The organism is Hornefia porci, from assembly GCF_001940235.1.
GTDB lineage: Bacteria > Bacillota > Clostridia > Peptostreptococcales > Anaerovoracaceae > Aminicella > Aminicella porci.
Genome location: NZ_MJIE01000001.1, coordinates 828,012 through 852,875, shown reverse-complemented (window position 1 = coordinate 852,875; position 24,864 = coordinate 828,012). Strand labels below are relative to the sequence as shown.

At 51.8% G+C, this 24,864-nt stretch carries 30 protein-coding genes and 1 tRNA gene; 28 read left to right on the top strand and 3 right to left on the bottom strand.

Features of this window, described 5'->3' with window-relative positions:
- Positions 1 to 124 precede the first annotated feature (124 nt).
- The 21 genes from prmA to BHK98_RS04015 all read left to right on the top strand — a co-directional run bounded on the left by prmA (position 125) and on the right by BHK98_RS04015 (position 19,742).
- The gene (gene prmA / locus BHK98_RS04115; protein WP_075712317.1) at positions 125 to 1,105 is read left to right on the top strand and encodes a 50S ribosomal protein L11 methyltransferase; all 981 of its coding nucleotides are present in this window, start codon (positions 125 to 127) and stop codon (positions 1,103 to 1,105) included.
- Positions 1,057 to 2,424 carry a tRNA (N(6)-L-threonylcarbamoyladenosine(37)-C(2))-methylthiotransferase MtaB gene (gene mtaB, locus BHK98_RS04110; protein WP_083628038.1) on the top strand — a complete coding sequence of 456 codons (1,368 nt, stop codon included), beginning with the start codon at positions 1,057 to 1,059 and terminating at the stop codon, positions 2,422 to 2,424. The genes prmA and mtaB overlap by 49 nt, the downstream gene beginning before the upstream one ends.
- Complete coding sequence (locus tag BHK98_RS04105; RefSeq protein WP_075712315.1) at positions 2,417 to 2,758, top strand: histidine triad nucleotide-binding protein; 342 nt, start codon at positions 2,417 to 2,419, stop codon at positions 2,756 to 2,758. Before mtaB ends, BHK98_RS04105 begins: the two co-directional genes overlap by 8 nt.
- 31 nt (positions 2,759 to 2,789) lie before the next feature.
- Positions 2,790 to 3,050, top strand: coding sequence for a TIGR04076 family protein (locus BHK98_RS04100; RefSeq protein ID WP_075712314.1), 261 nt, complete (start codon positions 2,790 to 2,792; stop codon positions 3,048 to 3,050).
- Complete coding sequence (locus BHK98_RS04095) at positions 3,051 to 4,058, top strand: polysaccharide deacetylase family protein (RefSeq protein ID WP_075712313.1); 1,008 nt, start codon at positions 3,051 to 3,053, stop codon at positions 4,056 to 4,058.
- A 202-nt stretch (positions 4,059 to 4,260) separates the two neighbouring features.
- Entirely contained in the window at positions 4,261 to 4,446 is a 186-nt protein-coding gene (gene rpsU, locus BHK98_RS04090; protein ID WP_075712312.1) for a 30S ribosomal protein S21, read from the top strand.
- A 38-nt stretch (positions 4,447 to 4,484) separates the two neighbouring features.
- Entirely contained in the window at positions 4,485 to 4,949 is a 465-nt protein-coding gene (locus BHK98_RS04085; protein WP_075712311.1) for a GatB/YqeY domain-containing protein, read from the top strand.
- A gap of 163 nt (positions 4,950 to 5,112) precedes the next feature.
- Complete coding sequence (locus BHK98_RS04080; RefSeq protein WP_075712310.1) at positions 5,113 to 5,799, top strand: CPBP family intramembrane glutamic endopeptidase; 687 nt, start codon at positions 5,113 to 5,115, stop codon at positions 5,797 to 5,799.
- Between the two features lie 81 nt (positions 5,800 to 5,880).
- A complete protein-coding gene (locus tag BHK98_RS04075) occupies positions 5,881 to 6,849 on the top strand; it encodes a PhoH family protein (protein ID WP_075712309.1) in 969 nt (322 codons plus the stop codon).
- Positions 6,846 to 7,328, top strand: coding sequence for an rRNA maturation RNase YbeY (gene ybeY / locus BHK98_RS04070; protein ID WP_075712308.1), 483 nt, complete (start codon positions 6,846 to 6,848; stop codon positions 7,326 to 7,328). Before BHK98_RS04075 ends, ybeY begins: the two co-directional genes overlap by 4 nt.
- A gap of 2 nt (positions 7,329 to 7,330) precedes the next feature.
- Entirely contained in the window at positions 7,331 to 7,714 is a 384-nt protein-coding gene (gene cdd, locus BHK98_RS04065; RefSeq protein ID WP_075712307.1) for a cytidine deaminase, read from the top strand.
- 15 nt (positions 7,715 to 7,729) lie between these two features.
- Complete coding sequence (era, locus tag BHK98_RS04060) at positions 7,730 to 8,632, top strand: GTPase Era (RefSeq protein WP_075712306.1); 903 nt, start codon at positions 7,730 to 7,732, stop codon at positions 8,630 to 8,632.
- Positions 8,632 to 9,393 (top strand): DNA repair protein RecO, encoded by a 762-nt coding sequence (gene recO, locus BHK98_RS04055; RefSeq protein ID WP_075712305.1) that lies wholly within the window; start codon positions 8,632 to 8,634, stop codon positions 9,391 to 9,393. The genes era and recO overlap by 1 nt, the downstream gene beginning before the upstream one ends.
- Before the next feature lie 27 nt (positions 9,394 to 9,420).
- Positions 9,421 to 10,629 (top strand): DUF4342 domain-containing protein, encoded by a 1,209-nt coding sequence (locus tag BHK98_RS04050; protein WP_075712304.1) that lies wholly within the window; start codon positions 9,421 to 9,423, stop codon positions 10,627 to 10,629.
- Positions 10,630 to 10,667: 38 nt separating this feature from the next.
- The gene (locus BHK98_RS04045) at positions 10,668 to 12,059 is read left to right on the top strand and encodes a glycine--tRNA ligase (RefSeq protein WP_465250936.1); all 1,392 of its coding nucleotides are present in this window, start codon (positions 10,668 to 10,670) and stop codon (positions 12,057 to 12,059) included.
- Positions 12,060 to 12,084: 25 nt separating this feature from the next.
- Positions 12,085 to 14,715: a pyruvate, phosphate dikinase gene (gene ppdK, locus BHK98_RS04040; RefSeq protein WP_075712302.1), complete on the top strand. Its 2,631-nt coding sequence runs from the start codon at positions 12,085 to 12,087 to the stop codon at positions 14,713 to 14,715.
- 563 nt (positions 14,716 to 15,278) lie between these two features.
- A complete protein-coding gene (locus BHK98_RS04035; protein ID WP_075712301.1) occupies positions 15,279 to 17,222 on the top strand; it encodes an OPT family oligopeptide transporter in 1,944 nt (647 codons plus the stop codon).
- Positions 17,206 to 17,583 carry a PqqD family protein gene (locus BHK98_RS04030; RefSeq protein ID WP_083628036.1) on the top strand — a complete coding sequence of 126 codons (378 nt, stop codon included), beginning with the start codon at positions 17,206 to 17,208 and terminating at the stop codon, positions 17,581 to 17,583. Before BHK98_RS04035 ends, BHK98_RS04030 begins: the two co-directional genes overlap by 17 nt.
- Positions 17,580 to 17,948: a hypothetical protein gene (locus BHK98_RS04025; protein WP_075712299.1), complete on the top strand. Its 369-nt coding sequence runs from the start codon at positions 17,580 to 17,582 to the stop codon at positions 17,946 to 17,948. The genes BHK98_RS04030 and BHK98_RS04025 overlap by 4 nt, the downstream gene beginning before the upstream one ends.
- 2 nt (positions 17,949 to 17,950) lie before the next feature.
- Positions 17,951 to 19,405, top strand: coding sequence for an aminoacyl-histidine dipeptidase (locus tag BHK98_RS04020; RefSeq protein WP_075712298.1), 1,455 nt, complete (start codon positions 17,951 to 17,953; stop codon positions 19,403 to 19,405).
- A gap of 261 nt (positions 19,406 to 19,666) precedes the next feature.
- Positions 19,667 to 19,742, top strand: a tRNA-Ala gene (locus BHK98_RS04015).
- A gap of 146 nt (positions 19,743 to 19,888) precedes the next feature.
- On the opposite strand, the gene BHK98_RS04010 is transcribed toward BHK98_RS04015, so the two are convergent.
- From BHK98_RS04010 to BHK98_RS04000, 3 genes are all read right to left on the bottom strand, one after another.
- A complete protein-coding gene (locus BHK98_RS04010) occupies positions 19,889 to 20,974 on the bottom strand; it encodes a site-specific integrase (RefSeq protein ID WP_075712297.1) in 1,086 nt (361 codons plus the stop codon).
- Positions 20,975 to 21,271: 297 nt separating this feature from the next.
- Complete coding sequence (locus BHK98_RS04005; RefSeq protein WP_075712296.1) at positions 21,272 to 22,555, bottom strand: hypothetical protein; 1,284 nt, start codon at positions 22,553 to 22,555, stop codon at positions 21,272 to 21,274.
- A 44-nt stretch (positions 22,556 to 22,599) separates the two neighbouring features.
- Positions 22,600 to 22,977 carry a helix-turn-helix transcriptional regulator gene (locus BHK98_RS04000; protein WP_075712295.1) on the bottom strand — a complete coding sequence of 126 codons (378 nt, stop codon included), beginning with the start codon at positions 22,975 to 22,977 and terminating at the stop codon, positions 22,600 to 22,602.
- Positions 22,978 to 23,144: 167 nt separating this feature from the next.
- Here BHK98_RS04000 and BHK98_RS03995 point away from each other — a divergent pair, with 167 nt between their 5' ends.
- From BHK98_RS03995 to BHK98_RS03975, 7 genes are read left to right on the top strand one after another with little or no spacing between them, the layout of a single operon-like run.
- Entirely contained in the window at positions 23,145 to 23,414 is a 270-nt protein-coding gene (locus tag BHK98_RS03995; RefSeq protein ID WP_075712294.1) for a helix-turn-helix domain-containing protein, read from the top strand.
- 42 nt (positions 23,415 to 23,456) lie between these two features.
- The gene (locus tag BHK98_RS03990) at positions 23,457 to 23,624 is read left to right on the top strand and encodes a helix-turn-helix domain-containing protein (RefSeq protein ID WP_083628035.1); all 168 of its coding nucleotides are present in this window, start codon (positions 23,457 to 23,459) and stop codon (positions 23,622 to 23,624) included.
- Between the two features lie 17 nt (positions 23,625 to 23,641).
- Positions 23,642 to 23,797, top strand: a complete 156-nt coding sequence (locus BHK98_RS13480) for a hypothetical protein (RefSeq protein ID WP_158024455.1) — start codon at positions 23,642 to 23,644, stop codon at positions 23,795 to 23,797.
- A 15-nt stretch (positions 23,798 to 23,812) separates the two neighbouring features.
- Positions 23,813 to 23,977: a hypothetical protein gene (locus tag BHK98_RS13475; protein ID WP_158024454.1), complete on the top strand. Its 165-nt coding sequence runs from the start codon at positions 23,813 to 23,815 to the stop codon at positions 23,975 to 23,977.
- A complete protein-coding gene (locus tag BHK98_RS03985) occupies positions 23,974 to 24,237 on the top strand; it encodes a hypothetical protein (RefSeq protein WP_075712293.1) in 264 nt (87 codons plus the stop codon). The genes BHK98_RS13475 and BHK98_RS03985 overlap by 4 nt, the downstream gene beginning before the upstream one ends.
- Positions 24,234 to 24,476 carry a hypothetical protein gene (locus tag BHK98_RS03980; RefSeq protein WP_075712292.1) on the top strand — a complete coding sequence of 81 codons (243 nt, stop codon included), beginning with the start codon at positions 24,234 to 24,236 and terminating at the stop codon, positions 24,474 to 24,476. Before BHK98_RS03985 ends, BHK98_RS03980 begins: the two co-directional genes overlap by 4 nt.
- Positions 24,457 to 24,828, top strand: a complete 372-nt coding sequence (locus tag BHK98_RS03975) for a hypothetical protein (protein WP_075712291.1) — start codon at positions 24,457 to 24,459, stop codon at positions 24,826 to 24,828. Before BHK98_RS03980 ends, BHK98_RS03975 begins: the two co-directional genes overlap by 20 nt.
- Positions 24,829 to 24,864 lie beyond the last annotated feature (36 nt).

Genomic DNA, 24,864 nt, shown 5'->3' with positions numbered 1-24,864 from the left:
TACGAAGAGGGGTGTGGCGAGAGCCCGTGTGCGGCGGTTTTTTGTGACGGTTTACGAGGATTTTCAAAAAAATATAGCCTCAGGAAGGTGAAAATGGTATAATTCTGCGTGAAGGAGCGAAGAAATGAAATATTATCAGATTGACATTGAAACCTCCGAAACGGGTATCGAAGCGGCAGTCGGAAAGCTTTTGTCCATCGGAATTGAAGATACCGAGGTGAGCGATCCCCGTGACATTCAGGAGATTATGGATAAAAAGGAATCCTACGAATGGGATTATATTGACGGAGAGGTCACGGAGCGGATGAAGGAAACGCCGCGCGTTACGGTTTACACAGAGGATCCTTCGCAGGCACGGGAAATCAGAACGGCCATCGGAGAACTCGCCGCGGAGGCGGCGGAAGGAATGTTCGGACCCGGAGCGGATCTGGGCAGTCTGGAGGTGACGGTGACAGAGCAGGACGATTCCCTGTGGAAAGACCGGTGGAAGGAGTATTTCCATCCGTTCAGGGTATCGGAAAGGATTGTGATCCGTCCCACATGGGAACCCCTTCCGGCGGAGCTGGCGGATGCGGAGGCGGTCATTGAGATTGACCCCGGAATGGCGTTCGGGACCGGAACCCATGAGACGACTGCCATGTGCATTCAGATGCTTGAGGAGTATGTGAAACCGGGAATGCGTGTTCTGGATGCGGGCTGCGGTTCTGGAATCCTTTCCATCGCCGCGGCGAAGCTGGGTGCGGCGGAGGTTCTTGGCGTCGATATTGACGAAACCGCGGTAGAGGTCGCGAAGGCGAACCTGGTGCAGAACGGGGTGGATTCGACGGCCGGGGCGGCTTACGGCGACGTCACAGAGGGCGTGGATTTCACCGCGGATCTGGTGGTGGCGAACCTGATGGCGGAGCTGATCTGCATGATCACTCCGGATATTCCGGCACATCTCGCTCCGGGAGGAGTTTTCATCACCTCCGGAATCCTGACAGAAAAAAAGGAAATGGTGGTGAAACAGCTGCGGGACGCCGGATTTGCGGTGGACAGGATTTGTGACAAAGAAGAATGGTGCTGCATCGCGGCTCGGCTTCCGGAGAAGGACGGCGCGCGATGAGGGTGGCGTTCCATACGCTGGGCTGCAAGGTCAATCAGTATGAGACAGAGGCCCTGCGGGAAAAATTTTCCCGGGCGGGTCATATGATTGTGCATGAAGACGAGGCGGCCGACGTATATGTGATCAACACCTGTACGGTGACCAGTCTGGCAGACCGGAAATCCCGGCAGTTCATCCGCAGATCGAGGAAGCGCAATCCGGAAGCGGTGATCGCTGTAACCGGGTGCTATGCGCAGATGAAGCCGGAGGAGGTTGCGGCGATCGAAGGCGTGGAGATTGTCGCCGGAACCGATGAGAAGAGCCGCCTGCTTCCGATGATTGAAGAGTATATGAGAAATCACAGAGGCGCTGTGGCGGTCCGCTCCTACGAGGAGCTGGTCCGGTATGAAGATCTGGGAGTCATCGAGGCGATGGAATCCAGGAGCCGGGCCTTCGTGAAAATCCAGGAGGGGTGTAACCGCTTCTGCTCTTACTGTGTCATTCCCTATGCGAGAGGAAATGTCCGCAGCCGCGGAGCGGCGGAGATTGAAAAAGAGGTCCGGGGACTTCTGGACCGCGGGTATCGGGAGATTGTTCTGACCGGAATCAATACCGCGCTTTACGGTGCGGACCGCGGCGGTCTTGAGATCGACGGGCTGCTCGGAAGACTGAACAGCCTGGAGGGAGACTTCCGGATACGGCTCAGCTCGCTGGAGCCCACGGTCATCGACCGGACGTATGTGCAGCGTCTGCTGCGGTATGACAGGCTCTGCCATCATCTTCACCTTTCTGTCCAGAGCGGGTCGGATCACGTGCTGACCGCGATGAACCGGGGGTACAGCCGGAGCGAATATCTGGAGATTGTAAAGGTCCTGCGGGAGTTTGACCCCTGCTACGGAATCACTACGGATATCATCACGGGGTTTCCGTCGGAGACGGAGGAGGATTTCCTGGACAGCGTGCGTATGGTGACGGAGGCGGGATTCAGTCGCGTCCATGTCTTCAAATATTCTGCCCGTGAGGGAACAAAGGCTGCCCGGATGGACGCGCAGGTTCCGGGAGAGGTGCGGGCCCGCCGCAGCCGCGTGCTGACAGAAGCGGCGGAGCGGCAGGCGGAGCTGTTCTTCGAGAGGAGCGCAGGCGAGTTGAGGCAGACTTTGTTCGAGCAGGAGGAGGACGGCATGGTCAGCGGGTATACAGACAATTATGTCAAGGTATATGCGCGGGCTCAGAATATTTCGTTCGACAGGTTTTACGACGTAAAGCTTTGTAGAAAATATAAAGATGGAATGCTTGGCGAGGTCGCCGGGCAGGAGAGGAAAGGAGAGAATAATGGCTGACTGCATTTTCTGCGGAATCGCAAATCATGAGATTCCGTCAGACACGGCGTATGAAGACGATAAAATCATCTGCTTCCATGACCTGGAGCCGCAGGCGCCGGTTCATGTTCTGGTGGTTCCGAAAAAGCATATCGCGTGTCTGGATGATCTGAAGGAGGAGGACCGCGGCCTGATTGCGGACATCATGCTGAAGATCCCGGAAATCGCCGCTGACCTTGGACTGGAAAACGGTTATCGCGTAGTCATCAACAACGGTGAAGACGCTTTTCAGACAGTAAAGCACCTGCATTTCCATATCCTTGGAAAGCGCAAAATGACCTGGCCACCGGGCTGATCCGGCGGTCTGTTCGGAAAGGAAGAGTTTCATGTCCAGAAAAAAAGTGACAATGACATTAATTGACAAAAAGGGTCCGATGGGATGCCATCACGGCCATAAGATCGGCGACCGGTTTGACTTCGATACGGATCGGGGAAAGCTGTGTCCGATGGTCATGCACGTGGCATTCCCGTATATTGACATTTTGAGATATGGCGGCGAGCTGCCCAGGGGAAAGGACGGGGATATCCGGTTCTGCTGCCCGGATGCGGATGTGATCAATGTGTTCCGCATCGATGTGGAGGATTAAATGGGTGAAAAAAAACATAATACGGTAAGGAAGCAGCGGGTCCTGTTCTTTGGGATCGTCCTTTTGATCGTTGTCCTGACGGGAGCTGTTCTTGGCGTGATTTTCCTCAGGGAGGGAACTCTTTCGCTGAAGAAGACCTCTTATTCCATGGAAATCGGGGATACCGCGACGCTGCAGACCGTGTTCGACAAAGAAAAGGGCAGAGCGGTGAAGGTCGCTTATTCCACCAGCAACAAAACGGTGGCGGATGTCGGCAAGGACGGAACGATTACCGCGAAGCGGGCCGGAACCTGCAGAATTCACTGTAAGACGCGGAGCGGACAGGATGTCTCCGCAAAGGTGCAGGTGAAGGCACCGGAGTACACGAAAACTATCTATCTGACCTTTGAGGACGGGCCGGATGAGACTGTCACAGGAAGTATTCTGAAGATCCTGAAGAAATACAACGCGAAAGCGACGTTCTTTGTTGTCGGAAAGAACGCGGAGATCCAGCAGGATGTGGTCCGCCGGGAAATCGCAGAGGGTCACACGGTGGGACTCCACTGCTATGAAAAAGACTATAACATGTTATATAAGAGCGCGGACTCTTATATAAAGGATTTTAATAAAGAAGAGAAGCTGCTGAAAAAAATCACGGGAAAGAAATTGTCCTACTGGAGATTCCCCGGAGGCGGCAACAATGATTTCATCTCTGCGTCTGATGAAAAAGAGATTATGAAACGTCTGCACCGGCGAGGCTACACCGAGATGGATTACAACGCCATGATCAACGATGCGGTGGGAGTGAAATACACCTCTGCAGAGATGACAAAATACGGGATCAAGACCATCGATGAGGCAATCAAGTCCTTCAAGGTACCGGTGGTGGTGCTGCACGATTCCGCATCGATGAAGAGAACGCCGGCGGCGCTGGAAGGAATCCTGAAGCACTACAAAGCCAGAGGCTACAGTTTTAAAGGACTGGAGGACTACCGGGGCCCGGAAATGACCTTCGGGAAACAGAAATAAAGGGACGGAAGGCGCTGCACAGAGGGGTCGCACAGGCGGTCCTGCCGGTACCGAAAAAGGCAGTTCGCCCGGCGCTGCAAAAGGCGGCCCGACCGGCGCTAAAAAAAACTTGCCTATCAACCGCAAAAATAGTATAATCAATCTGTTATAGGCTTTGATCGCCCACGGCGAATATTTCAACAGGTCAGGAGGTGAATGGAATATGGCACAGGTTATCGTCAGAGATAACGAGACCTTGGAAAGCGCTCTGAAGAGATTCAAGAGATCCTGCGCAAGAGACGGCGTCATGGCGGAAGTCAGAAAAAGAGAGCATTATGAAAAGCCAAGTGTCAAGAGAAAGAAAAAGTCTGAAGCCGCGAGAAAAAAGGCTAAGAGTAAGAGATATTAGTTTTTAGGCCGGTTTATCAACGAATCGAGGTGAAATAAATGGGCTTAAAAGAAGAACTCATGAACGACTTCAAGGAAGCGATGAAGGCTCACGATGAGGTTCGGAAGAACACGATCAGTCTGGCGCGGGCTGCGATCAAGCAGCACGAGATAGACGAGAGGGAAGAACTGGATGACAATGGTGTCGTAGCAATCCTGCAGAAGCAGATCAAGATGCGCAAGGATGCCCTCGCTGATTTTGAAAAGGCCGGAAGGAGCGATCTGGCAGAGGCATATAACAAAGAGATCGAGGTTCTGAAGAAGTACATTCCCGAGCAGCTGTCGAAGGAAAAGATCCGCGAAATCGTTGAGGAAACGGCGACTGCTCTTAACATTGAGAGAACAAAGAAAAGCATGGGGAAACTCATGGGACCCGTCATGGGCAAGGTCAGAGGTCTTGCGGACGGAAATGATGTTAAAGCTGTCGTTATGGAGTTTCTTTCCGGAGACGGAAAAAACGAGTAAATTGCAAAGGGCTGTCCCGCTGGTGACAGCCCTTTTTGATAAGCGTGCGGCTGCCGCGGCAACCGGCAGGCCGCTGCTGCGCGGCGGTGTCCCGTGATATTCGGCAGCCGGCAGTCAGGAACCTGACACGCAGGAACGGTTTGTCAGAGAAAGCAGAGGGATGATGGCAAAGAACAAAACAGTCAGGCTCGGAGACTCTCCGACAGAAAATAAAAGACTGGAATCGCTTTTCGTCCTGACGGTGCTGCTGTTTTTTGCAGGACGGGAAGCCGGAAAACTGCTGATTTCTTTTTATCCGCAGTGGAGCGACGCTGTGGATACGGTGGTGATTCATCTCTGTACAGCCGCGGCGCTGATTCCGTATACGCTCACGGCGCTGCTCCGCAGGGGCCTGCTGCTGCGGAGCGGGACAAAAACAATAAACACGGTAATCGCTGTCCCGGCCGCACTGGCGGTTATTCTGGCGGCGGACTCTCTGATATCGGCCATTGTGCGGCTGTGGGGAGGAGACGCGGCGGCGGGCTTCGGTGAAGCCTCCGGCACGAGTGCAGCCGCGGCCGTATCTCCGGCGCTGATGCTTGCGGTTTATGCGGTGTGTGTGCCGGTGACGGAGGAGCTTGTGTTCCGCGGCGTTTTTTTCATCGGAATACGCTGCCGGTACAGCTTTGTTACAGCGGCCCTGCTGTCAGGCATTCCGTTTGCCCTGATGCACGGAATCGGTCCGGCGGCGCCCGCGGCGCTGGTCACGGGGATTGTTCTTTGTTATGTCTACGAAAAAACAGGCCATATTGCCGTCCCCGTTCTGGTTCACGCGGCGAACAACATCATCGCGATGATTGTCATGAAATGAATGGTCAAACCGGCGGGTTTGCGCTATAATAGAGGCGAACCTGACTTTGTCAGAGAGAAATAAAATGATGAGGAGAAGCGATTGACGGAAACGGAATTCAGAAAAATAAAGATCGACGACACCATCGATGTAGAGGATCTGTTCGGGAACCTCGACGCGAACCTGAGGCTGATTAAAGAGGCGACGGGAGCGGAGATCATCCAGCGGGAGGATTATCTGCTGATCCGGGGAGAACAGCCGGACGCCGCGGAGAGGATCCTGGAGGAACTGATTGCTCTGGTGAAGAGCGGAGAGCGGGTGGACGAACAGAAGGTGAACTATATCATCTCTCTGCAGGAGAGCGGAATGTCCTATGCGGAGCAGAATGTCAGCAGGGACGTGATCTGCTTTACGAGCCGCGGGAAACCGATTAAGGCGAAAACGATCGGTCAGAAGGAATATGTGAACAGCATCCGCCAGAAGGATGTGGTTTTCGCCATAGGACCGGCGGGGACCGGCAAGACATATATTGCGGTGGCGATGGCGGTCAGCGCGTTTAAGAACAAAGAGGTACAGAAGATTATTCTGGCGCGTCCGGCGGTGGAGGCAGGTGAAAATCTGGGATTTCTGCCGGGCGATCTGCAGGAGAAGGTAGACCCGTATCTTCGCCCGCTTTATGACAGCCTGTATGATATTCTGGGACGGGAGAACGCCCTCCGCCTGAAGGAGAAGGAAGCCATCGAGGTCGTTCCGCTGGCGTACATGCGCGGACGGACGCTGGACGATGCGTTCATTATTCTGGATGAGGCGCAGAACACGACACAGGAGCAGATGAAAATGTTTCTGACCCGTATGGGCTTCGGCTCCAAGGTGGTGGTGACCGGGGACGTGACACAGATCGATCTGCCTAAGGGAAAGAAAAGCGGCCTGACGGAGGCGGCGAAGATTCTGAAGAATGTAAAGGGGATCGACTTCTGTTATCTGAAGGACGTGGATGTGGTGCGCCATGAGATGGTCAGGCGAATCATCAAGGCTTACGACGCCTATTACAGAAAGGGAGAACGGCGATGAGGGTTTATTTCGCGGAGGACGCCGGCGCGGGCGCAGGCGTTTCGCAGGAAATTGCCGCGGCGATGGAGAAAGCGGCGGATCGATGCGCCGTGTCGGAGGGGCTCGACGCATCCCGGTGCGAGGTCAGCGTAAGCGTTGTTTCTCCGGAGGAGATCAGAGAACTGAACCGGGATTACCGCGGAATTGACCGGGTGACCGATGTGCTTTCGTTTCCGCAGTACGAGAACCCCGGAGAGATTCTGGAGGCGCAGAGCCGGACAGGAGATGAGCCTGCGGCGCTCGGCGATGTGGTGATCTGCCGGGAGCGGGCAGAGGAACAGGCGGAGGAATTCGGGCATTCGGCGGAAAGAGAACTGCTCTATCTGTTCGTTCACAGCGTGCTGCATCTCCTCGGATACGATCATATGGAGCCGGAGGAGAAGAGCGTCATGCGCGCCAGAGAGGAAGAAATCATGAAGTATCTTGGAGTCGAGAGGTAATCATGGACCTGGAGTACAAAGAATTATACAGAAGCGCCCGTGAGGCGCGGGAAAACGCTTATGCGCCTTACTCGGGGTTTCGGGTGGGCGCCGCTCTGCTGACAAAGACAGGCAGGGTGTTCACCGGCGTCAATGTGGAGAACGCCTCTTACGGGGCCGCAATCTGTGCGGAGCGTACTGCCTGTGTCAAAGCGGTGTCGGAGGGAGAACGGGATTTCGCGGCGATCGCGACGGCCTCAGACCGGGGAGCTGCGCCGATGTGCGGGATCTGCCGCCAGTTCCTGTCGGAATTTTCGACGGAAATGAAGGTGATTACAGGCGACGACGAGGAGCATCTTGAGGTGAAGACGCTGGCAGAGCTGCTGCCGGAGAATTTTACGCTGTAACAGAACGGAGGAAGGATGAAATCTGGATTTATCGGGATCGTGGGGCGGCCGAATGTGGGAAAATCCACACTGCTGAACCAGATCATGGGAGAGAAGATCGCCATCACCAGCGACAAGCCGCAGACCACGAGAAATACCATCCGCGGCATCTACACCAGAGGTGAGACTGCAGATCGGGAAGGCGTTCAGATGGTGTTCATCGATACGCCCGGCATTCACAAGGGCAGAAATAAGCTTGGGGCTGCGATGACCGACATGGCTGCCGGAACGCTGCGCGAGGTGGATCTGATTCTGTTCCTGATCGACGGCCCGCTGTCGGCGGGACCCGGAGACCGCTACATTGTGGAAATGCTCCGAACGGTGGACACGCCGAAAATTCTTGTGGTGAACAAAACGGATACCATGCAGCCGGAGAATTATCTGCAGATTTATAACGAATACGAGGAACTGGGCCTGTTTGACGATATCTACGGGACTTCCGCAAAGAACGGCACCAATGTGCCGGAGCTCGTGGAGCGGATTGAGGACTTCCTGGAGGAGGGCCCCATGTATTTCCCGGAGGATATGATTACGGATTATCCGGAACGGTTTCTGGTCAGCGAGGTGATCCGGGAGAAACTTCTTCTGTATCTGCAGGAGGAGGTGCCCCACGGCGTGGCGGTGGAGATTGAGTCGTTCCGGGAGGAGCCGAAGCTCACCCGGATAAGCGCGGTGATCTACTGCGAGAAGAAGAGTCATAAGGGCATCATCATCGGCAGCGGCGGGAAAAAGATCAAGGGCGTCGGCAAGGCGGCCCGCCTGGAGCTGGAGGCTCTGCTGGGCACAAAAATATATCTGGAGCTTTTTGTCAAGGTCAGGGAAAACTGGCGCGACAGCGATTTCGATCTGAGCAATTTCGGCTATAAGGAAAAAGACTGATGTATCTGAACTCGGAAGGGATCATTTTCCGGCAGACGAAAACCGCGTCCGGTCGAAGGATGATCCTTCTTTTTACAGCGAAATACGGGAAACTGAGTGTGGGAACGAGCATGACGGAAAAGGGGAAAAGCCGCTCCTCTCTTGCGTTGCGCCCGTTTACCTACGGAAATTATCAGATCTTTCAGGGACGGAATTACTACAACCTCGACCGTGCGGAAACCATCCGGAGCTATTACGGTATCGGCGAGGATATCGACAAATATATGGCGGCGGCTTATGTTCTGGAGCTGACGGAAAAGGTCGTTCCGGAGGAGGCTGCGCAGCCGGGGGTGTTTCATCTGCTGATTGATTTTCTGGAGGAACTGGAGCAGAGGAAAAAACAGCACCTGACGCTTGTGCTGGCGTATGAGATCCGCCTGCTCCGTCTGCTCGGTACGTTTCCGGAGCTGGGGGAGTGCGCGGTCTGTGGGACAAAGCAGAACCTTACGCATTTCAGTGTGACCCGAGGCGGTATGATATGCGAAAAATGCGCTGAAAAAATCCTGTCTTCAGGCGATGAAACATTGATTTACCGTACAAAATTTGATATAGTAAATGTAATTAATTATTTTGCGTCGAATCCGTTAAAGTCTTTTCGGAATATTGCGCTGAATGAGGAGGATGCGGCTGCACTGCGGGCGATTCTCCGCAGTTACATATCCTATCATCTGGATGTGGGAGACTTGAAAAGCGAGAGCATACTGACGGGTGGACTGAATTGAGAGAACCACCGAATATGGAGGGCAGTTATGGAGATTACATTGGAAAAGATCGAACTGGTGAAGGACAGAACGGGGGTAACCTATAAGGAAGCGAAGGAAGCGCTGGAAAAGGCGGACGGCAATGTTGTGGAGGCGATCATCGCCATCGAGGACAACATTGACGAGACCTCTTCCTCCCGGAAGATCAGCGCCCAGGGTGAGGAGTTTCTTTCCAAAATGAAGGAAGTTGTGCATAAGGGCAACGTCGCCAGAATTGTGGTAAAGCGCAGGGGCGAAACGATCCTGAACATTCCGCTGAACGCGGGCGTGTTGGGAGCGATCGTCGCACCCTGGGGCATCGTGATCGGCGTGCTTGCGGCGTTCAGCTTCAAGTGCCAGGTGGAGATGATCAAGGATAACGGTGAAGTCGTTGACATCTCCGATAAAGCCGGAAACCTGTATGACGAGGCGGTCAGCAGGGGATCCGGTCTGTACGAGGGAATGAAGGACAAGGCTCCCGGCGTATATGAGACAGTGAAAGAGAAGAGCGGAGATGTGGCCGGCAGAGCCAGAGATATGGCCAGAGACGCTACGGACGCGGCGAGAGATATGGCTCAGCGCATCCGCGGGATCGGAGGCGGAGACGACTTTGTCGATATCGATGTATGCGACAAAGACTGCGAAAGCTGTGAGGAGCCCTGTGAAGAACCCTGTGACGACTGCGGGTTCGGCGAAGCGCATCCGAAGGCAGCTGCCGCGCCGAAGGCGGAACCGGAGGAACCTGCCGGGGCGGCGGACGCGGTCGCGGCGGATACAGCGGCTGCAGAGGCACCGAAGGACGCATTTGAAGCTGCACCGGAGACAGCGTCGGAAGCCGCGCCGGAAACGGCTCCCGAAACCGTGTTCGAAACAGCGTCTGAAGCTGCACCGGAAACAGTTCCCGAAACCGTGTTCGAAACAGCACCGGAACCTGCGCCTGAGACAGCTTCCGAAACAGTCGAAACCGCTGCCCGGGAGATTCCCGCTGAACCGGCGGATTTCCCCGGAGTTGAGAGGACAGGCGGCTCAGTGCTAGACAACACCGGTGAAATCGACGTCGCCGCAGCGGTAGACGACAACATTCCCGAAGTCAAGGATACGCTGGGAGAGGCGATGGAAAAAGCCGAGAAGGCCCGGGAAGAAATTCAGAACGAATCCGAGAAGGCAGAAAAAACCGAAGAGACAGAAGACGAGCTGAATCGTTTTAAATTTTTCTAAGAAAGTTGGTAGACAGATTAATGAGCAATGAAGTTACTATGGAAAAAATCGTAGCTCTGGCCAAGGGCAGAGGGTTCGTTTACCCGGGGTCAGAGATCTACGGAGGACTCGCGAACACCTGGGATTACGGTCCGCTGGGAGTCGAGTTCAAGAACAACATCAAGAAAGCGTGGTGGAAGAAATTCGTCCAGGAGAACAAATACAACGTGGGACTGGACGCAGCGATTCTGATGAATCCCAGGACCTGGGAGGCGTCCGGTCATGTCGGCGGATTTTCGGATCCGCTGATTGACTGCAAGAACTGCCATTCCCGCTTCCGCGCGGATAAGCTGATCGAAGATCACATGATGACAAACGGACAGGAACAGCCTGTTATCGACGGATGGCCCAATGAAAAGATGGAGGCGTATATCCGCGAGCATAAGGTTCAGTGCCCGGACTGTGGCAAAAGTGATTTTACGAATATCCGGCAGTTCAACCTGATGTTTAAAACCTTCCAGGGAGTAACGGAAGACAGCAAATCGCAGATTTATCTGCGGCCGGAAACGGCACAGGGAATTTTTGTAAACTTTAAAAATGTTGCCAGGACTTCCAGAAAGAAGATTCCGTTCGGAATCTGTCAGATCGGAAAATCCTTCCGCAACGAAATCACGCCGGGAAATTTCACGTTCCGGACCAGGGAGTTCGAGCAGATGGAGTGCGAATTCTTCTGCAAGCCCGGAACTGATCTGGAATGGTTCGCCTACTGGAAGGATTATTGTGAAAACTTCCTGAGGAGTCTTAATATGAACATGGAGAATGTCCGCCTCAGGGATCATGAGAAGGAGGAGCTCTCCCATTACAGCAACGCGACCACCGATATTGAATATCGTTTCCCCTTCGGATGGGGCGAGCTGTGGGGCATCGCGGACAGAACCGACTTCGATCTGAGCAGACACAGTGAATACTCGGGCGAACAGCTGACCTTCACAGAGGGTGAGGGCAAGGACAGAGAAACATACATCCCATACTGCATCGAACCGTCGCTGGGTGCGGATCGTGTCGCGCTGGCGTTCCTGATTGACGCGTATGAGGAGGAGACTGTAACCGACGCAAAGGGCAAGGAGGATACCCGTGTAATCATGCATTTCCATCCCGCGCTTGCGCCGTATAAAGCGGCTGTGCTCCCGCTGGCAAAGAAACTGGCGGACCAGGCGGAGCCCATATATGAAGAGTTGTCCAGATATTTTAATGTGGACTACGATGTTACAGGTTCGATTGGAAAGCGATACCGCAGAGAAGATGAGATAGGTACGCCGTATTGCATCTGTGTTGACTTCGATACGGAGACGGACAGATGCGTAACGATCCGAGATCGTGATACGATGGAACAGATCCGTATTCCGATCGAGGACGTGAAGGGTTATATTGAAGAACGCTTGCAGTTCTAAAGAATCAAAAAGTGAGGTAGTACCAATGGAGAAAAAATTTGTTTACTCATTCAACGAGGGCTCTAAGGACATGAGATCCCTGCTCGGCGGAAAGGGAGCGAATCTGGCTGAGATGACAAAATCCGGCATGCCGGTGCCGTTTGGATTCACCGTTACGACCGACGCCTGCAAACAGTATTACGCAGACGGCGGAAAAATCGACGACAGCATCATCGAAGAGATCAAAGCACATCAGGATGAGCTGGAATCGGTCATGGGAAAGAAGCTCGGCGATCCTGAGGATCCCCTGCTGGTTTCCGTTCGTTCCGGAGCGCCGATCTCCATGCCGGGCATGATGGATACGGTTCTGAACCTCGGACTGAATGACGAGACAGTCGTCGCGCTGGCGAAGCAGACAGATAACGAGAGATTTGCCTATGACAGCTACAGAAGATTTCTGCAGATGTTCGGCGATGTTGTAATGGAAGTCCCGATGAAGCAGTTCAACGAGATTTTTGACGGCAAGAAGGCGGAAGTCGGCGCGGAGTTCGACGTTGACCTGAAGACCGAAGATCTGAAGGACATTATCGAGGGCTACAAAAAACTGTACGTCAAGGTTCTCGGCCGCGAATTCCCGCAGGATCCTCAGGAACAGTTGATGGAGGCTATCAAGGCAGTATTCCGCTCCTGGGGAAATGACCGTGCGATTCTGTACAGAAAGCTGAACGACATCCCTGAGGATCTGGGAACTGCTGTCAACGTACAGTCCATGGTATTCGGAAACAAAGGAAATGATTCCGGCACCGGCGTTGCCTTCACCAGAAACCCGGCGACGGGAGAAAATGTCCTCTACGGAGAATTCCTAGTCAACGCACAGGGCGAAGACGTGGTAGCCGGCATCCGGACGCCGAAGAAGATTTCCGAGATGGCAGAAACCTTCCCGGAAGTGTATGCGCAGTTCAAGGAGATTGCCTCCAAGCTGGAGCAGCACTATACAGATATGCAGGACATGGAGTTCACCGTTGAGAACGGGAAACTGTTCATGCTTCAGACCAGAAACGGAAAGAGAACCGCTGAAGCTGCAGTCAATATCGCAGTTGATATGGTGAACGAAGGACTGATCGACAAGAAAACGGCGGTTCTGAGAATCGAACCTGACTTTGTGGAGCATCTGCTTCACCCGAGATTCGACGCGGATGAAGAAGCGGCGGCAACTCCGATTGCACACGGCCTGAATGCTTCTCCGGGAGCAGCCTGCGGAAAGATCTGCTTCTCCGCTGATGAGGCGGCCGCTGTTGCAGAAGCCGGCGAAAAGGCGATTCTGGTCCGGACGGAAACTTCACCGGAAGACCTGGCCGGCATGGTTGCCGCACAGGGAATCCTGACCGCACACGGCGGTGCAACCTCTCACGCGGCGGTCGTTGCCCGCGGCATGGGAAAATGCTGCGTTACCGGCTGCTCCGCGCTGAAGATCAGCGAGGAGGAGAGAACCCTGGAGGTCGGCGGCAAGGTCTACGGACCGGACGATTACATTTCAGTAGACGGCACGACGGGCGACGTTTACAGCGGTCTGCTGAAGCTGGTACCGCCGGACATTTCCGGAAACTTTGATACGATCATGAGCTGGGCGGACGAGCTGCGCACCATGAAGGTAAGAACCAACGCGGATACTCCGAGAGACGCGAAACAGGCGATCGAATTCGGCGCGGAGGGAATCGGACTCTGCCGTACAGAGCATATGTTCTTTGAGGAAGAGAGAATCCCGGCAATCCGTGAGATGATCATTGCGGATACCGAGGAAGCCAGAAGAAAGGCGCTGGCGAAGCTGCTGCCTTTCCAGAAGAGCGACTTCAAGGCGATGTATAAGACGATGGGCGACCGTCCGATGACTGTCCGCCTGCTGGATCCTCCGCTTCACGAGTTCCTGCCGAAGACTCCTGAGGAAGTGAAGCAGCTGTCCGAGAGCAGCGGCGTGTCCGTTGAGAAGATTGAGGCTGAAGCGGCCAGACTGAAGGAATTCAACCCGATGCTGGGTCACAGAGGATGCAGACTTGCGGTATCCTATCCGGAAATTGCTGAAATGCAGACAGAGGCGATCATCACGGCGGCACTGGAAGTCATCGACGAAGAAGGCATCGAGATCGTTCCGGAAATCATGATTCCGCTGGTCGGTTCAAAGAACGAACTTGCGAACGTCAAGAAGACTGTTGTGGATACGGTTAACAGATGCTTCGAGAAGGCCGGAAAGAAGATCGATTATCTTGTCGGAACCATGATCGAGATTCCGAGAGCGGCGCTGACTGCAGATGAGATTGCGGAGGAAGCGGAGTTCTTCTCCTTCGGTACAAATGACCTTACGCAGATGACCTTCGGCTTCTCCAGAGACGACACCGCTGAGTTGATCCGTTCCTATGTGGACAAAGGAATTCTGGAGTCTGATCCGTTCAAGACCATCGACCAGAACGGCGTCGGCAAGCTGGTTGAGAATGCTGTGAAGCTGGGCAAGAAGACTCGTCCGAACATCCATCTGGGAATCTGCGGCGAGCACGGCGGCGATCCGAAATCTATTGAATTCTGCAACAGAGTCGGACTGCAGTACGTCTCCTGCTCACCGTATCGTGTACCGGTCGCCAGACTGGCGGCTGCACAGGCGGCGATTAAGCAGGAACAAAAATAAAAGTAATCAGTGTCTGCTCATGAAGTCCCTGCCGGACGTAATGGACGCTGACAACTGAATAAGAAAGGCTGTCTTCCGGAGCGGACAAATGACTGTACGTCCCGTTTGCCGGAGGACAGCCTTTTTTCGTGGTCGTGCGCCCGGCGGGTGCACCACAGACGAATGAAAGTAATGCGTACTGATGAACAGACACTGAATTGTACATTTTGTTGAATCTCCACAATGAATTTTTGAAAGAATGGTCGCATCGACCAAAATAAAATTGTATACTTTTTGACTAATTTTGCGTCCCTGCGTGAGGCGTGAAATATCGGTGAATATTGCCGTTAATACTTATACATTAATAATTCATTAAAATACAGCGTAACTCGAATGATGCGATTTTAAAATCTCATAATAGCGCATTATTAAACATAAATATCAATTTTAATGTAAGTTTTATGACGGGACTAAAATTTCTTTCCAGAATTTACGAAAACTTGTGTCAAAAAAACAAAAATGGTATACTTAGGTACTATAGTTTTTTCTTATTGGAAAGTTATGTTTTGAAAGGAGTTATTACAATGGAAAACAAGAATCCAGGAAGTGGATTTAAACCGTATGTTCCGGCGGACAAGATTATGCCGGAATTCACGGCCACATCCATCATCATGGGTATCCTTTTGGCTGTCGTCTTCGGCGCCGCAAACGCATACCTGGGATTGCGCGTCGGCATGACGGTTTCCGCATCGATCCCGGCGGCGGTCATTTCCATGGGTGTGATCCGTCTCATCATGAAGAAGGATTCCATTCTTGAGAACAACATGGTTCAGACCATCGGATCCGCAGGAGAATCTCTTGCGGCAGGCGCGATCTTTACGCTTCCAGCGGTGTTCATGTGGGTTGCGGAGGGAACCGGAACCGCTCCGAATTTCCTCACCATCGCGCTGGTCTGCATCAGCGGCGGTCTGCTGGGCGTAGTATTCATGGTTCCGCTGAGAAGCGCACTGATTGTGAAGGAACACGGCGTTCTTCCGTATCCGGAAGGCACCGCCTGCGCGGAGGTTCTGATGGCAGGCGAGGAAGGCGGAACAGCCGCGAGCACCGTATTCTGGGGCCTGGGCATTGCGGCCATCTACAAATTTATCGCGGACGGAATCAAGCTGTTCCCGAGCGAAGCGGACTGGGCCTTCAAGAAATATGACGGCTCCGGAATCGGAATGGACGTGCTTCCGGCACTGGCGGGAGTCGGTTTCATCTGCGGACCGGTGATTTCCTCCTATATGCTGGCAGGCGGCGTCACGGCGTGGTTCATCATTATGCCGATGATCAAGGCGTTTGGCGGAAACATGGTGATGTTCCCATCAACAGTTCCGATCAGCGAGATGGACACCTGGGCAATCTGGAGCAGCTACGTCAGATACATCGGAGCCGGCGCGGTCGCCGCGGGCGGAATCATGTCCCTGATCAAGTCGCTGCCGATTATCATCCGCACATTCCGTGAATCCATGGGAAGCCTGAGAAACAAAGACGGAGTGGTTCTTGACCTGAACAGAACGAACAAGGACCTGGATATGAAATGGCTCGGACTGATTCTGCTGATCGTCCTGGCGATTCTGATCTTTGTTCCGTCGATCCCGATGAGCTTCGGAAGCGCAATTATCATTGTAATTTTCGGATTCTTCTTCGCGACGGTATCCTCCAGAATGGTAGGACTTGTCGGGAGCTCCAACAACCCGGTATCCGGAATGGCGATCGCTACACTGCTGATCGCGACGATCCTGCTGAAGGCGACCGGAACCACCGGCCCCAGCGGAATGGTAACCGCCATCATGATCGGTACAGTCATCTGCATCATCGCGGCTATGGCGGGCGACATGTCTCAGGACCTGAAGACAGGATATATCGTAGGCGCTACGCCTTACAGACAGCAGATCGGTGAAATTATCGGCACGATCTCTTCCGGTCTCGCTATCGCGGGAGTGCTCTATCTGCTGAACGCGGCCTGGGGATACGGAAGCAAAGAACTGCCCGCGCCGCAGGCGTCACTGATGAAGATGGTTATCGAGGGCGTTATGAACGCGAACCTGCCGTGGACCCTGGTCTTCGTCGGCGTGTTCTTTGCTGTCATCATTGAAATTCTGGGAATTCCGGTTCTGCCGGTAGCGATCGGACTGTATCTCCCGATTCATCTGTCCACTCCGCTGATGGTCGGCGGTCTGGTCAAGCTGTGGTTTGAGAAACGGTCGTTCAAGAACGAGCAGGACAGAAACAACGTCATCACAAGCGGCGTTCTGTATTCCTCCGGTATGATTGCCGGTGAAGGAATCGTCGGAATCCTGCTGGCGCTCTTCGCGATCATTCCGGTTCAGGGAGGCACTGTCGGAACGGTTATCGACATTTCCGCAAAGGGAATCAGTCTCGGCAACATCGGCGCGCTGATTTGCTTCGCACTGCTGGTTCTGACTCTGCTGAGATGGTCCATCTGGAACAAGAAGGTATATACGGCGTATGACGAAGCGGCTTAGAAAAAAACAGAATGCCGACTTAACGAACTACCTGGACAAGATCCCCGCAATCCGCGGGGGTCTTAACTGGGTAGAAAATAACGGCTTTGTGACGGTGGAACAGCAGAATACCGGCGCATACAACCGTATCGCGCAAAAGCTGTTCGGGACGCCGGCTGTCAGCAACATCGATCTGGATGAGTTCGGCAGTTTTGTGTGGCGTCAGATTGACGGAACGCGGACGATCTACGAGATCGGACAGCGGATCCGGGAAGAATTCGGCGAGAAGGCGGAGCCCCTGTACGAGAGACTCTGTACTTATTTCTATACGCTGGAGAATGTGAAATATGTGGAATATGTAGAGACGGGGAAAAAGGAATGAATCAGACAGTGATCATCGTAATCGGCGTGATTTTGTTTGCCCTGGCAACCGCAGTGCTCTACGCCATCGGACTTTGCAAGAAAATGAATGAAGAGGAACGTCTTGCAGAGATGCTCCTGAACAACGGCGCGCTGCGCGTCAGAAAATATCTGAAGCAGCATGAAACCGTCACTGAGGACGGAATCGGTTATATCATTGAGGATGTCCGCGCCCGGGAATTCCATTCCAAGAAAACGGCGGTAATCGCACGGGGGGCGGATTTTCAGAAACAGCTGATCGAATACATGCTGAGACATGATTATATCCGCAGGATAAAGGATGAAAAGGGTGAGACTTTGTACACCCTGCCAAAAAAGGAGAGATAACAATGAATGAGCTTAAAAACCTGCAGCCTGAGGCGGTATTTGATTTCTTCAGGGAGATTGCGGCGATCCCGCACGGCTCCGGAAATACCGGGCAGATCAGCGATTATCTCGTAAAATTCGCGAAGGATCGCGGATTGGAGTACTGTCAGGATGAGGCCAATAATGTCGTGATTTTCAAACCCGCTTCACCGGGTTATGAGGATGCTCCCCGGGTGATGATCCAGGGGCACATGGATATGGTCTGCGAAAAAACGCCCGACAGTACAATTGACATGGAAAAGGACGGCCTGACGCTGGCCGTGGACGGGGACTGGCTCTATGCAGAGAATACAACCCTCGGCGGAGATGACGGAATTGCCGTCGCCATGGCGCTTGCCGCAATGGACTCCGATGAGCTGCAGCATCCCGGAATAGATGCGGTTTTTACCGTGGACGAAGAAGTCGGCATGCTGGGCGCGGAAGCCATCGATGTTTCCCGGATCAGCGCCCGCAAGATGATTAACATTGACTCAGAAGAGGAGGGAATCATTACGGTCAGCTGCGCGGGCGGCGTGACCGCATCCGTTCATCTTCCGGTGAGACGTCAGACCGGAAAGGGCGTTCTCGGCCGTCTCCGGATCGACGGACTCCTGGGCGGTCATTCGGGAATTGAGATTGACAAGGAGCACGGAAACGCCAATCTTCTGATGGGACGGCTGCTGTACACGCTGTCGGAGCGGGTGGATTTCTCGCTGGTGAGGCTTGCGGGAGGCACAAAGGACAATGCGATCTGCAAGCTCTCTGAAGCGGAGATTCTGACGGAATCCGCAGACATTGACGCCCTGAGAGAGCTTTGTGATGAGATGAACAAAACCTTTGCCCATGAGCTTCGCTCTTCGGATCCGGAGGTCCGCGTAACATTCACCGCAGAGATGTCCGAAGTTTCCGCAGAGACGCTGGACAGAGACAGCACACGCCGCGTCATCGCATATCTGATGCAGACGCCGAACGGGATTCAGAATATGAGTAAAGAGATTGAAGGTCTTGTGGAAACGAGTCTGAATCTGGGCGCACTGAGTATGGATGAAACGGAAATGGTTGCGGCGTATGCGGTGCGCAGCTCCGTGGCGACGAGGAAGGATTATCTGTGCGATAAGCTGGAAAGTCTTTCCGCACTGCTGGGAGGATCGGTGCAGTATTCGGGCGCGTATCCCGGCTGGGAATACAGGGAGGATTCGGTGCTTCGGGATACCTGTATCGAGGCGTACACAAAACTGTATGGGAAGGCTCCGGAAATCGATGCGATACATGCAGGGCTGGAATGCGGACTCTTTGCCGGAAAAATGGGAGATGATTTCGATGCGGTTTCCTTCGGACCGGACATGTCCGGCGTGCATACCACAGATGAAAAGCTTTCGATCTCATCGGTGGAGCGCACCTGGAAGCTTCTCTGCGAGATTCTGAAAAACTGCAGATGAAATATGACGGGACGCTGTGACCGTTACGCCGGCCGCGATCCGACCGTTAACTTCATCGGCCGTGAAGATGCGGGCTGCGCGAAACGACCGTCAGCCGTGCCCTCCGATGAGCAGGAGGGCACGGCCGCCCGGTCAGGCAGAGTGCCGGGAAGATGATGTGCATACGCCTGTTAGAAAAATGCGGAAATGAAAAAATATGTCTTGATTTTTGGTTTGAGTTCCGCTATACTGTTCATTGGTGGTTCGCATGAAAGACCTCATGGGGATATAGCTCAGCTGGGAGAGCGCCTGGTTCGCAATCAGGAGGTCAGGGGTTCGATCCCCCTTATCTCCACCATATGTAATGATGAAAAGCCTTGAAAACAGCCGATTAGGTTGAGATTTCAAGGCTTTTGTCATGCATAAAATGTTTTCAAATGTTTACGAATATGCTCAAAAAACTGCCACATTTTTGGCAAACCTGCCACACTTTTACCATACTTTTTATGCGTCCATGAAGTCGATAAACCGATTCAGTGCTTTCGTCTTATCTGCTTCATAAACATGATTATAAATATCAATGGTGGTCTTTACATCGGAATGCCCTAACCGGTCCTGCACTTCCGGGATGGAAACACCGGCAGAGAAGAGCAGACTGCAATGCGTGTGCCGGAATCCATGAGGCGAGATGTATTTCAGATCGGTACCGTCCACGACTTTGTGTGCCTGCCGGATGGGCTGAGACAATGTAATCAGTTCCATCTTTGTATTATGGAAGATCAGATCACAGTTGTGAGGCAGAGCAGTGAGGATATCCAATGTTTCCGGATCGAGTAAAATCGTGCGAGTTGAGCGGTCTGTCTTCGGCGTGTCTGAAACATAGATACCATTAGAGCCGCGTGTGACCGTCTTTGTGATAGATATTGTACATGCGCCTTCGTCAAGGTCTGACCATTTCAGCGCCAGTGCCTCACCGCGGCGCATACCGGTATATGACAGAAGACGGAAAAACGCATACCACATTGGAGACAAGCGCTCCTGTGCCAGCGATAAAAATGTATGCAGCTCATCCTTTGTGTAGACGTTAAGATTTTCCGGTTTGTGTGGTCCTTTTGAGGCTTTAGGAATATCTACCCGATCGGCAGGGTTTTGGTCGATTACACCCTGCTTCCAGGCGAAAGCGAGCAGCTTCTTCAGATAGGTAAACGTTCGTTTCCCATTTACCCTTTCAGAAACCGTCCGATTAGCAAAGCGCTGCAATTGGATAGGCGTCAGTTCGATGACTTTGAGCTGCGCGAACTCCGGAAGAATATGGTCGCGGAAGATCTGTTCTGTATGTTGAAGCGTGCTCTCCTTCACACCGATCTTATATGACTCAATCCAGATATTGTATAACTGTTGCACGGTGATGTTTTTATTTCTTGTGGGGGCAATGCTTGTGACCGCTTCTGCATATGCAAGCTGCGCCTCCTTCTTTGTCTCGAATCCGGACTGCTGGATCCGGATCGGCTTTCCGGAGGTATCCAGTCCGACGTATGCGCGGAACCGGTAACGGATTTCTCCTCTTGCTTTGTATTTATCGATCTTCATAATTCTGCCAGCCTGTATAATAAAAAAAGTAGGTCAGCGCGGGCGCCTCCCTACATAAAACGTACTTGTTTTTGTAATATGAACTTAGTTTACCGCGTTTTTTTCATATTGTCAAACATCAATAAAAAGATTGACATTGACAATTGCGTGCGTTATTCTTTAAGCAAAGAAAGGCCCTACCGATTCGAAGCCTTAGGTTCCACCTGGGAGGTTAGTAGATGAGGCGGGGCCTAGCAGCCATCGAAATGAAGAGGTTCTCTCAATTGTGGGAGGGCTTCTTTATTTATCTAAAGAAGACTATCTGTTAATATATTTAGCATTTATTTCCGGGATCGTTTTATTAGCCCCGAGTACCGTCTCATACTGGAAGTCGCCGGCGACTTTACCGTAAACGGTGATGGTATCATCTTCAACAACCTTTCCTTCGTTGCCGGAGGAAACGATGTGAACATACTTTCCGAAATCCCAATCCCCGCCAACGTCGATAAGATATTCGCCGGAGCCAATAACTTGTGTGACTTTTCCGGTGGCTTTAACAAGGGCGCCCTGGAGTTTACCGGTGGACTTATGAGTTAAATCGCTGTAGCTGTACGTTTTGCAGTGCGCCATGTAATTAGACTTGGACATGGTGGAGCAGACGATCTTGAGCTTGGCGGTCTTATCCTGGCATTTAATTTTAATGACGCTTGTTTTGTCGGTAGCAAGTTTCTGTGGATTGGTGACATGCCAGTCGGAAAGGTTTCCGTCGGCCCCGTTCGAAAATTTAGCGTATACAACAATTTTAGACTTGTCGGAAATAGCGGTGCCCGCCTTGGTTGGTCCGAAATAGGACGCAGAAAGCTTGCGAATTGTAACACCGCTCTTGAAGTTTTTAAAATCGACGCCGTTAATAAGTTTTTTTGCAGTGTCGTCGTCCATGGCAGACTCTTTTGCGCGGATGTCAATTGCGAAAGTCACGTTGTCTTTATAAACAAGTACAGATCGGGAGACCCAAGGATCATCGCCTTTTGTAAAACTTGTTTTGCAGTACAAAACTTTTTCTGCACCGGAGACACTTAATTTTTCGTATTCATCAATGGATTGATCCTTCTCCGTTTTAAACTCGGCGATAGAGATAGGCTTGTTGGCAAGATCTCCACTGCCAGAGTAGGCAAGAGTAAAGCTCCCCAGCGCCTTACCGTCTTTCTTTAGCGTATAAGTCGCAGAATCTTTGTCGTTTTTGGAAGATGGCGTCCAGGAACTCGGATACTTATAAGCCAAGCCGTGAAGAGTGCCAGTGCCATTCAAATTGAAGTCATCTTTAATTGATGGGGCAAAAAGTGACGATATTCCACTGATTATAAGGACAATTAAAATAACAATTGCAACATAAAACCACCAGCGCCTGTAAAAAGGCTTCCTCGGCTTAACCGGGCGCTGCGGCGTATCGAAGGCTGACACAGGAGCTGTATCGGCAGCAGCTGAAGAGGGTGATTTTAAAGATGCGTATCTAGCCTCTTTCTTAGCACGCTTTGCGTCAAGCTTTGCTTTTTTCGCATCAAGCTTTGCTTGTTTTTTTGCAAGTTTCTTTTCTTTTGACATTTTTTTCTCCTCTCAATAAATCATCAATAACCACAAATCATTTTTTATTCCGCTTCTTCCACCACACAAGTCGAACGATTGTTTTTATATAATGGCGAAGAAGAGAGAAGCTCGGCTTGATCCTGAAGTTTTTCTTTCCCCTCAGAGTTAAGGGAACGATATCGAATGATTAAATTAGCCTCATCAAGAGACAAAGATTCTGCCGATATTTTTAACCCCAGAATATCATCAAGACTGACATTGAAATATAAAGCGAGTATTTTTGCATAATCCAAGCTAGGGTTACTTTTGCCGTTTTCCCACTTGGAAATCATGGACTTATTTAATTCAGTATGAAATTGTTTGTTGATATTCTCGCAAAGTTCAGCTTGCGTCAAGTTGAATTGCTTGCGAAATTTAATAATAATTTTTCCGATACTCATATAAAACCTCAAATCGATATTAATGTAATGAAATTATAATACATTAGTTTCGAATGTGCAATATAATTTAGTAAAAATAAAAAAAGTTGTTGACATAGAAACACGCAAGCGTTAATATTGAAGAAAGAAAGTTTCAAATTAGAAACTCGAAAGGAGGACTGAATTACATGTTAAAAAAACATGTTGAAAGAAGAAGAGAGCCGTATAATGAGTTTGTCGCATGGATGAGAAAAAACAACGTCTCGCAAGCGGAAGTTGCAGGACTTCTGGGCAAAAGCGCTTCGGCATTCAACCAAAACATCAACGGCACTGGAGGAGACTTGACTGTCGGAGAAGTGGTTACGATCTGCACTGAATACGGAATTTCGGCAGATGATTTTTTTTGGCCGTCAAAGTTTCAAAAAAGAAACACGGGAGTAGAAAATGCAGCCGACTAAGAGACACGACGAGAGCCGAGCGCTCTGAAGAGGGAGGTTAGAATGGAGAAGGAATTCATAACAAGAAAAGAAGTCTGCGACGTGCTGGGCATATCACAGGCAACATTCACAAGAAATCGGATAGGCGACAAACTGAAGCCGTATAAAGTCGGAAAACGGATTAAGTACAGTCGTAAAGATCTGGAAAGATTCAGGATCGGAAGGTACTGACAGGAAGGAGGCAGCAAATGACGAAGAAAATTTTCCGGTTCCACGGGCGGAGATACCGCTGGAGCATGACAAACTGGCAGGCGATCCTGCTGGTCGCGGCAGAAGTCGCGATCTGCGCATGGAGCTTTGCGGTGCTGGTGTATCTGGGGATTATGATTGACGCCATTTTTTAGGGAGGGAAAACGCAGATGCAGGTTGCGAGGAAGGAAAAGAAATTACATGAAATTGAATCCGAGCGGCTGATGTATGAAGCCATGTGCGACCGGATCGGTAAGCACTTGGCCGGCAAGAAGCATCTGTCCAAAGAGGAAGTGATCGCGATGCAGAGAAAGAAAGCGAGGTGCATCAGATGAGTGTGAAGCTTACCGAGGAGAATATCAAAACATACATGGAGAAACAGAGATTCGTCGAAAGGCTTTCAGATATTTTCCGGGATGAAGATATTATGGACATCGAGAAAATGGAATACACTCCGGTCATGGTCGGAGACATGGAGGTCGCCGGCGAAAAAGTGACGATAACCTTCCGGAACAAATTTGCGAAGGTCGTTGACGTCACTGCCGATAGTAAGATGGCGATCATGAGCGATATCCTCCGGAGGCTGAATCGATGAGCTGCCCGATCTGCGGGATCGTAGCGACGGAGACAAGGCAGTGTCCGGAACATTACGGACGGCCGGTATGCGTAAGCCACTGTTACCGGTGCCGGTATTACGATGCGGATCCAAGGACAACCATAACCTGCCGCTGGCATATTTATAACGAAAAGAAAATCGATAATGAGACGATGATAGCTAACCTCAGAGAAATCATGGGAAGAAAGAGGAGCGATGATGGAACAGGGATTTTGTAAGTTTTGTGGCACAGGGAAATATGTGCAGACAGAAAATAAAGATGATGTGGACGAGACCGTTACGATGGAATGCGATTGTGAAGATGGCCTTGAGTATCGGCTCCTCAAGAAAACGAGGGCCCGGGTAATCTCGCTGTGTATGTCGCCGAAAGAAGAAACCGGAATGAAGCCAATCGCAGAGGATGTCACAAGAAGCATTGCGGATGTATCGGAAATCATATGTTTTGGCCATGTGGATCAGATAGTTGTGCATGCCGAGGGAAGCACAATTACAATCACCCGGAAAGCCGAAGGAATTGATGTTACAAGAAAGAAGCTGATGTCAGCCAAAGCAACGATTATAAAAAAATGACAGGTATCCGGCTGCACGATTGTACGGCCGGATTGC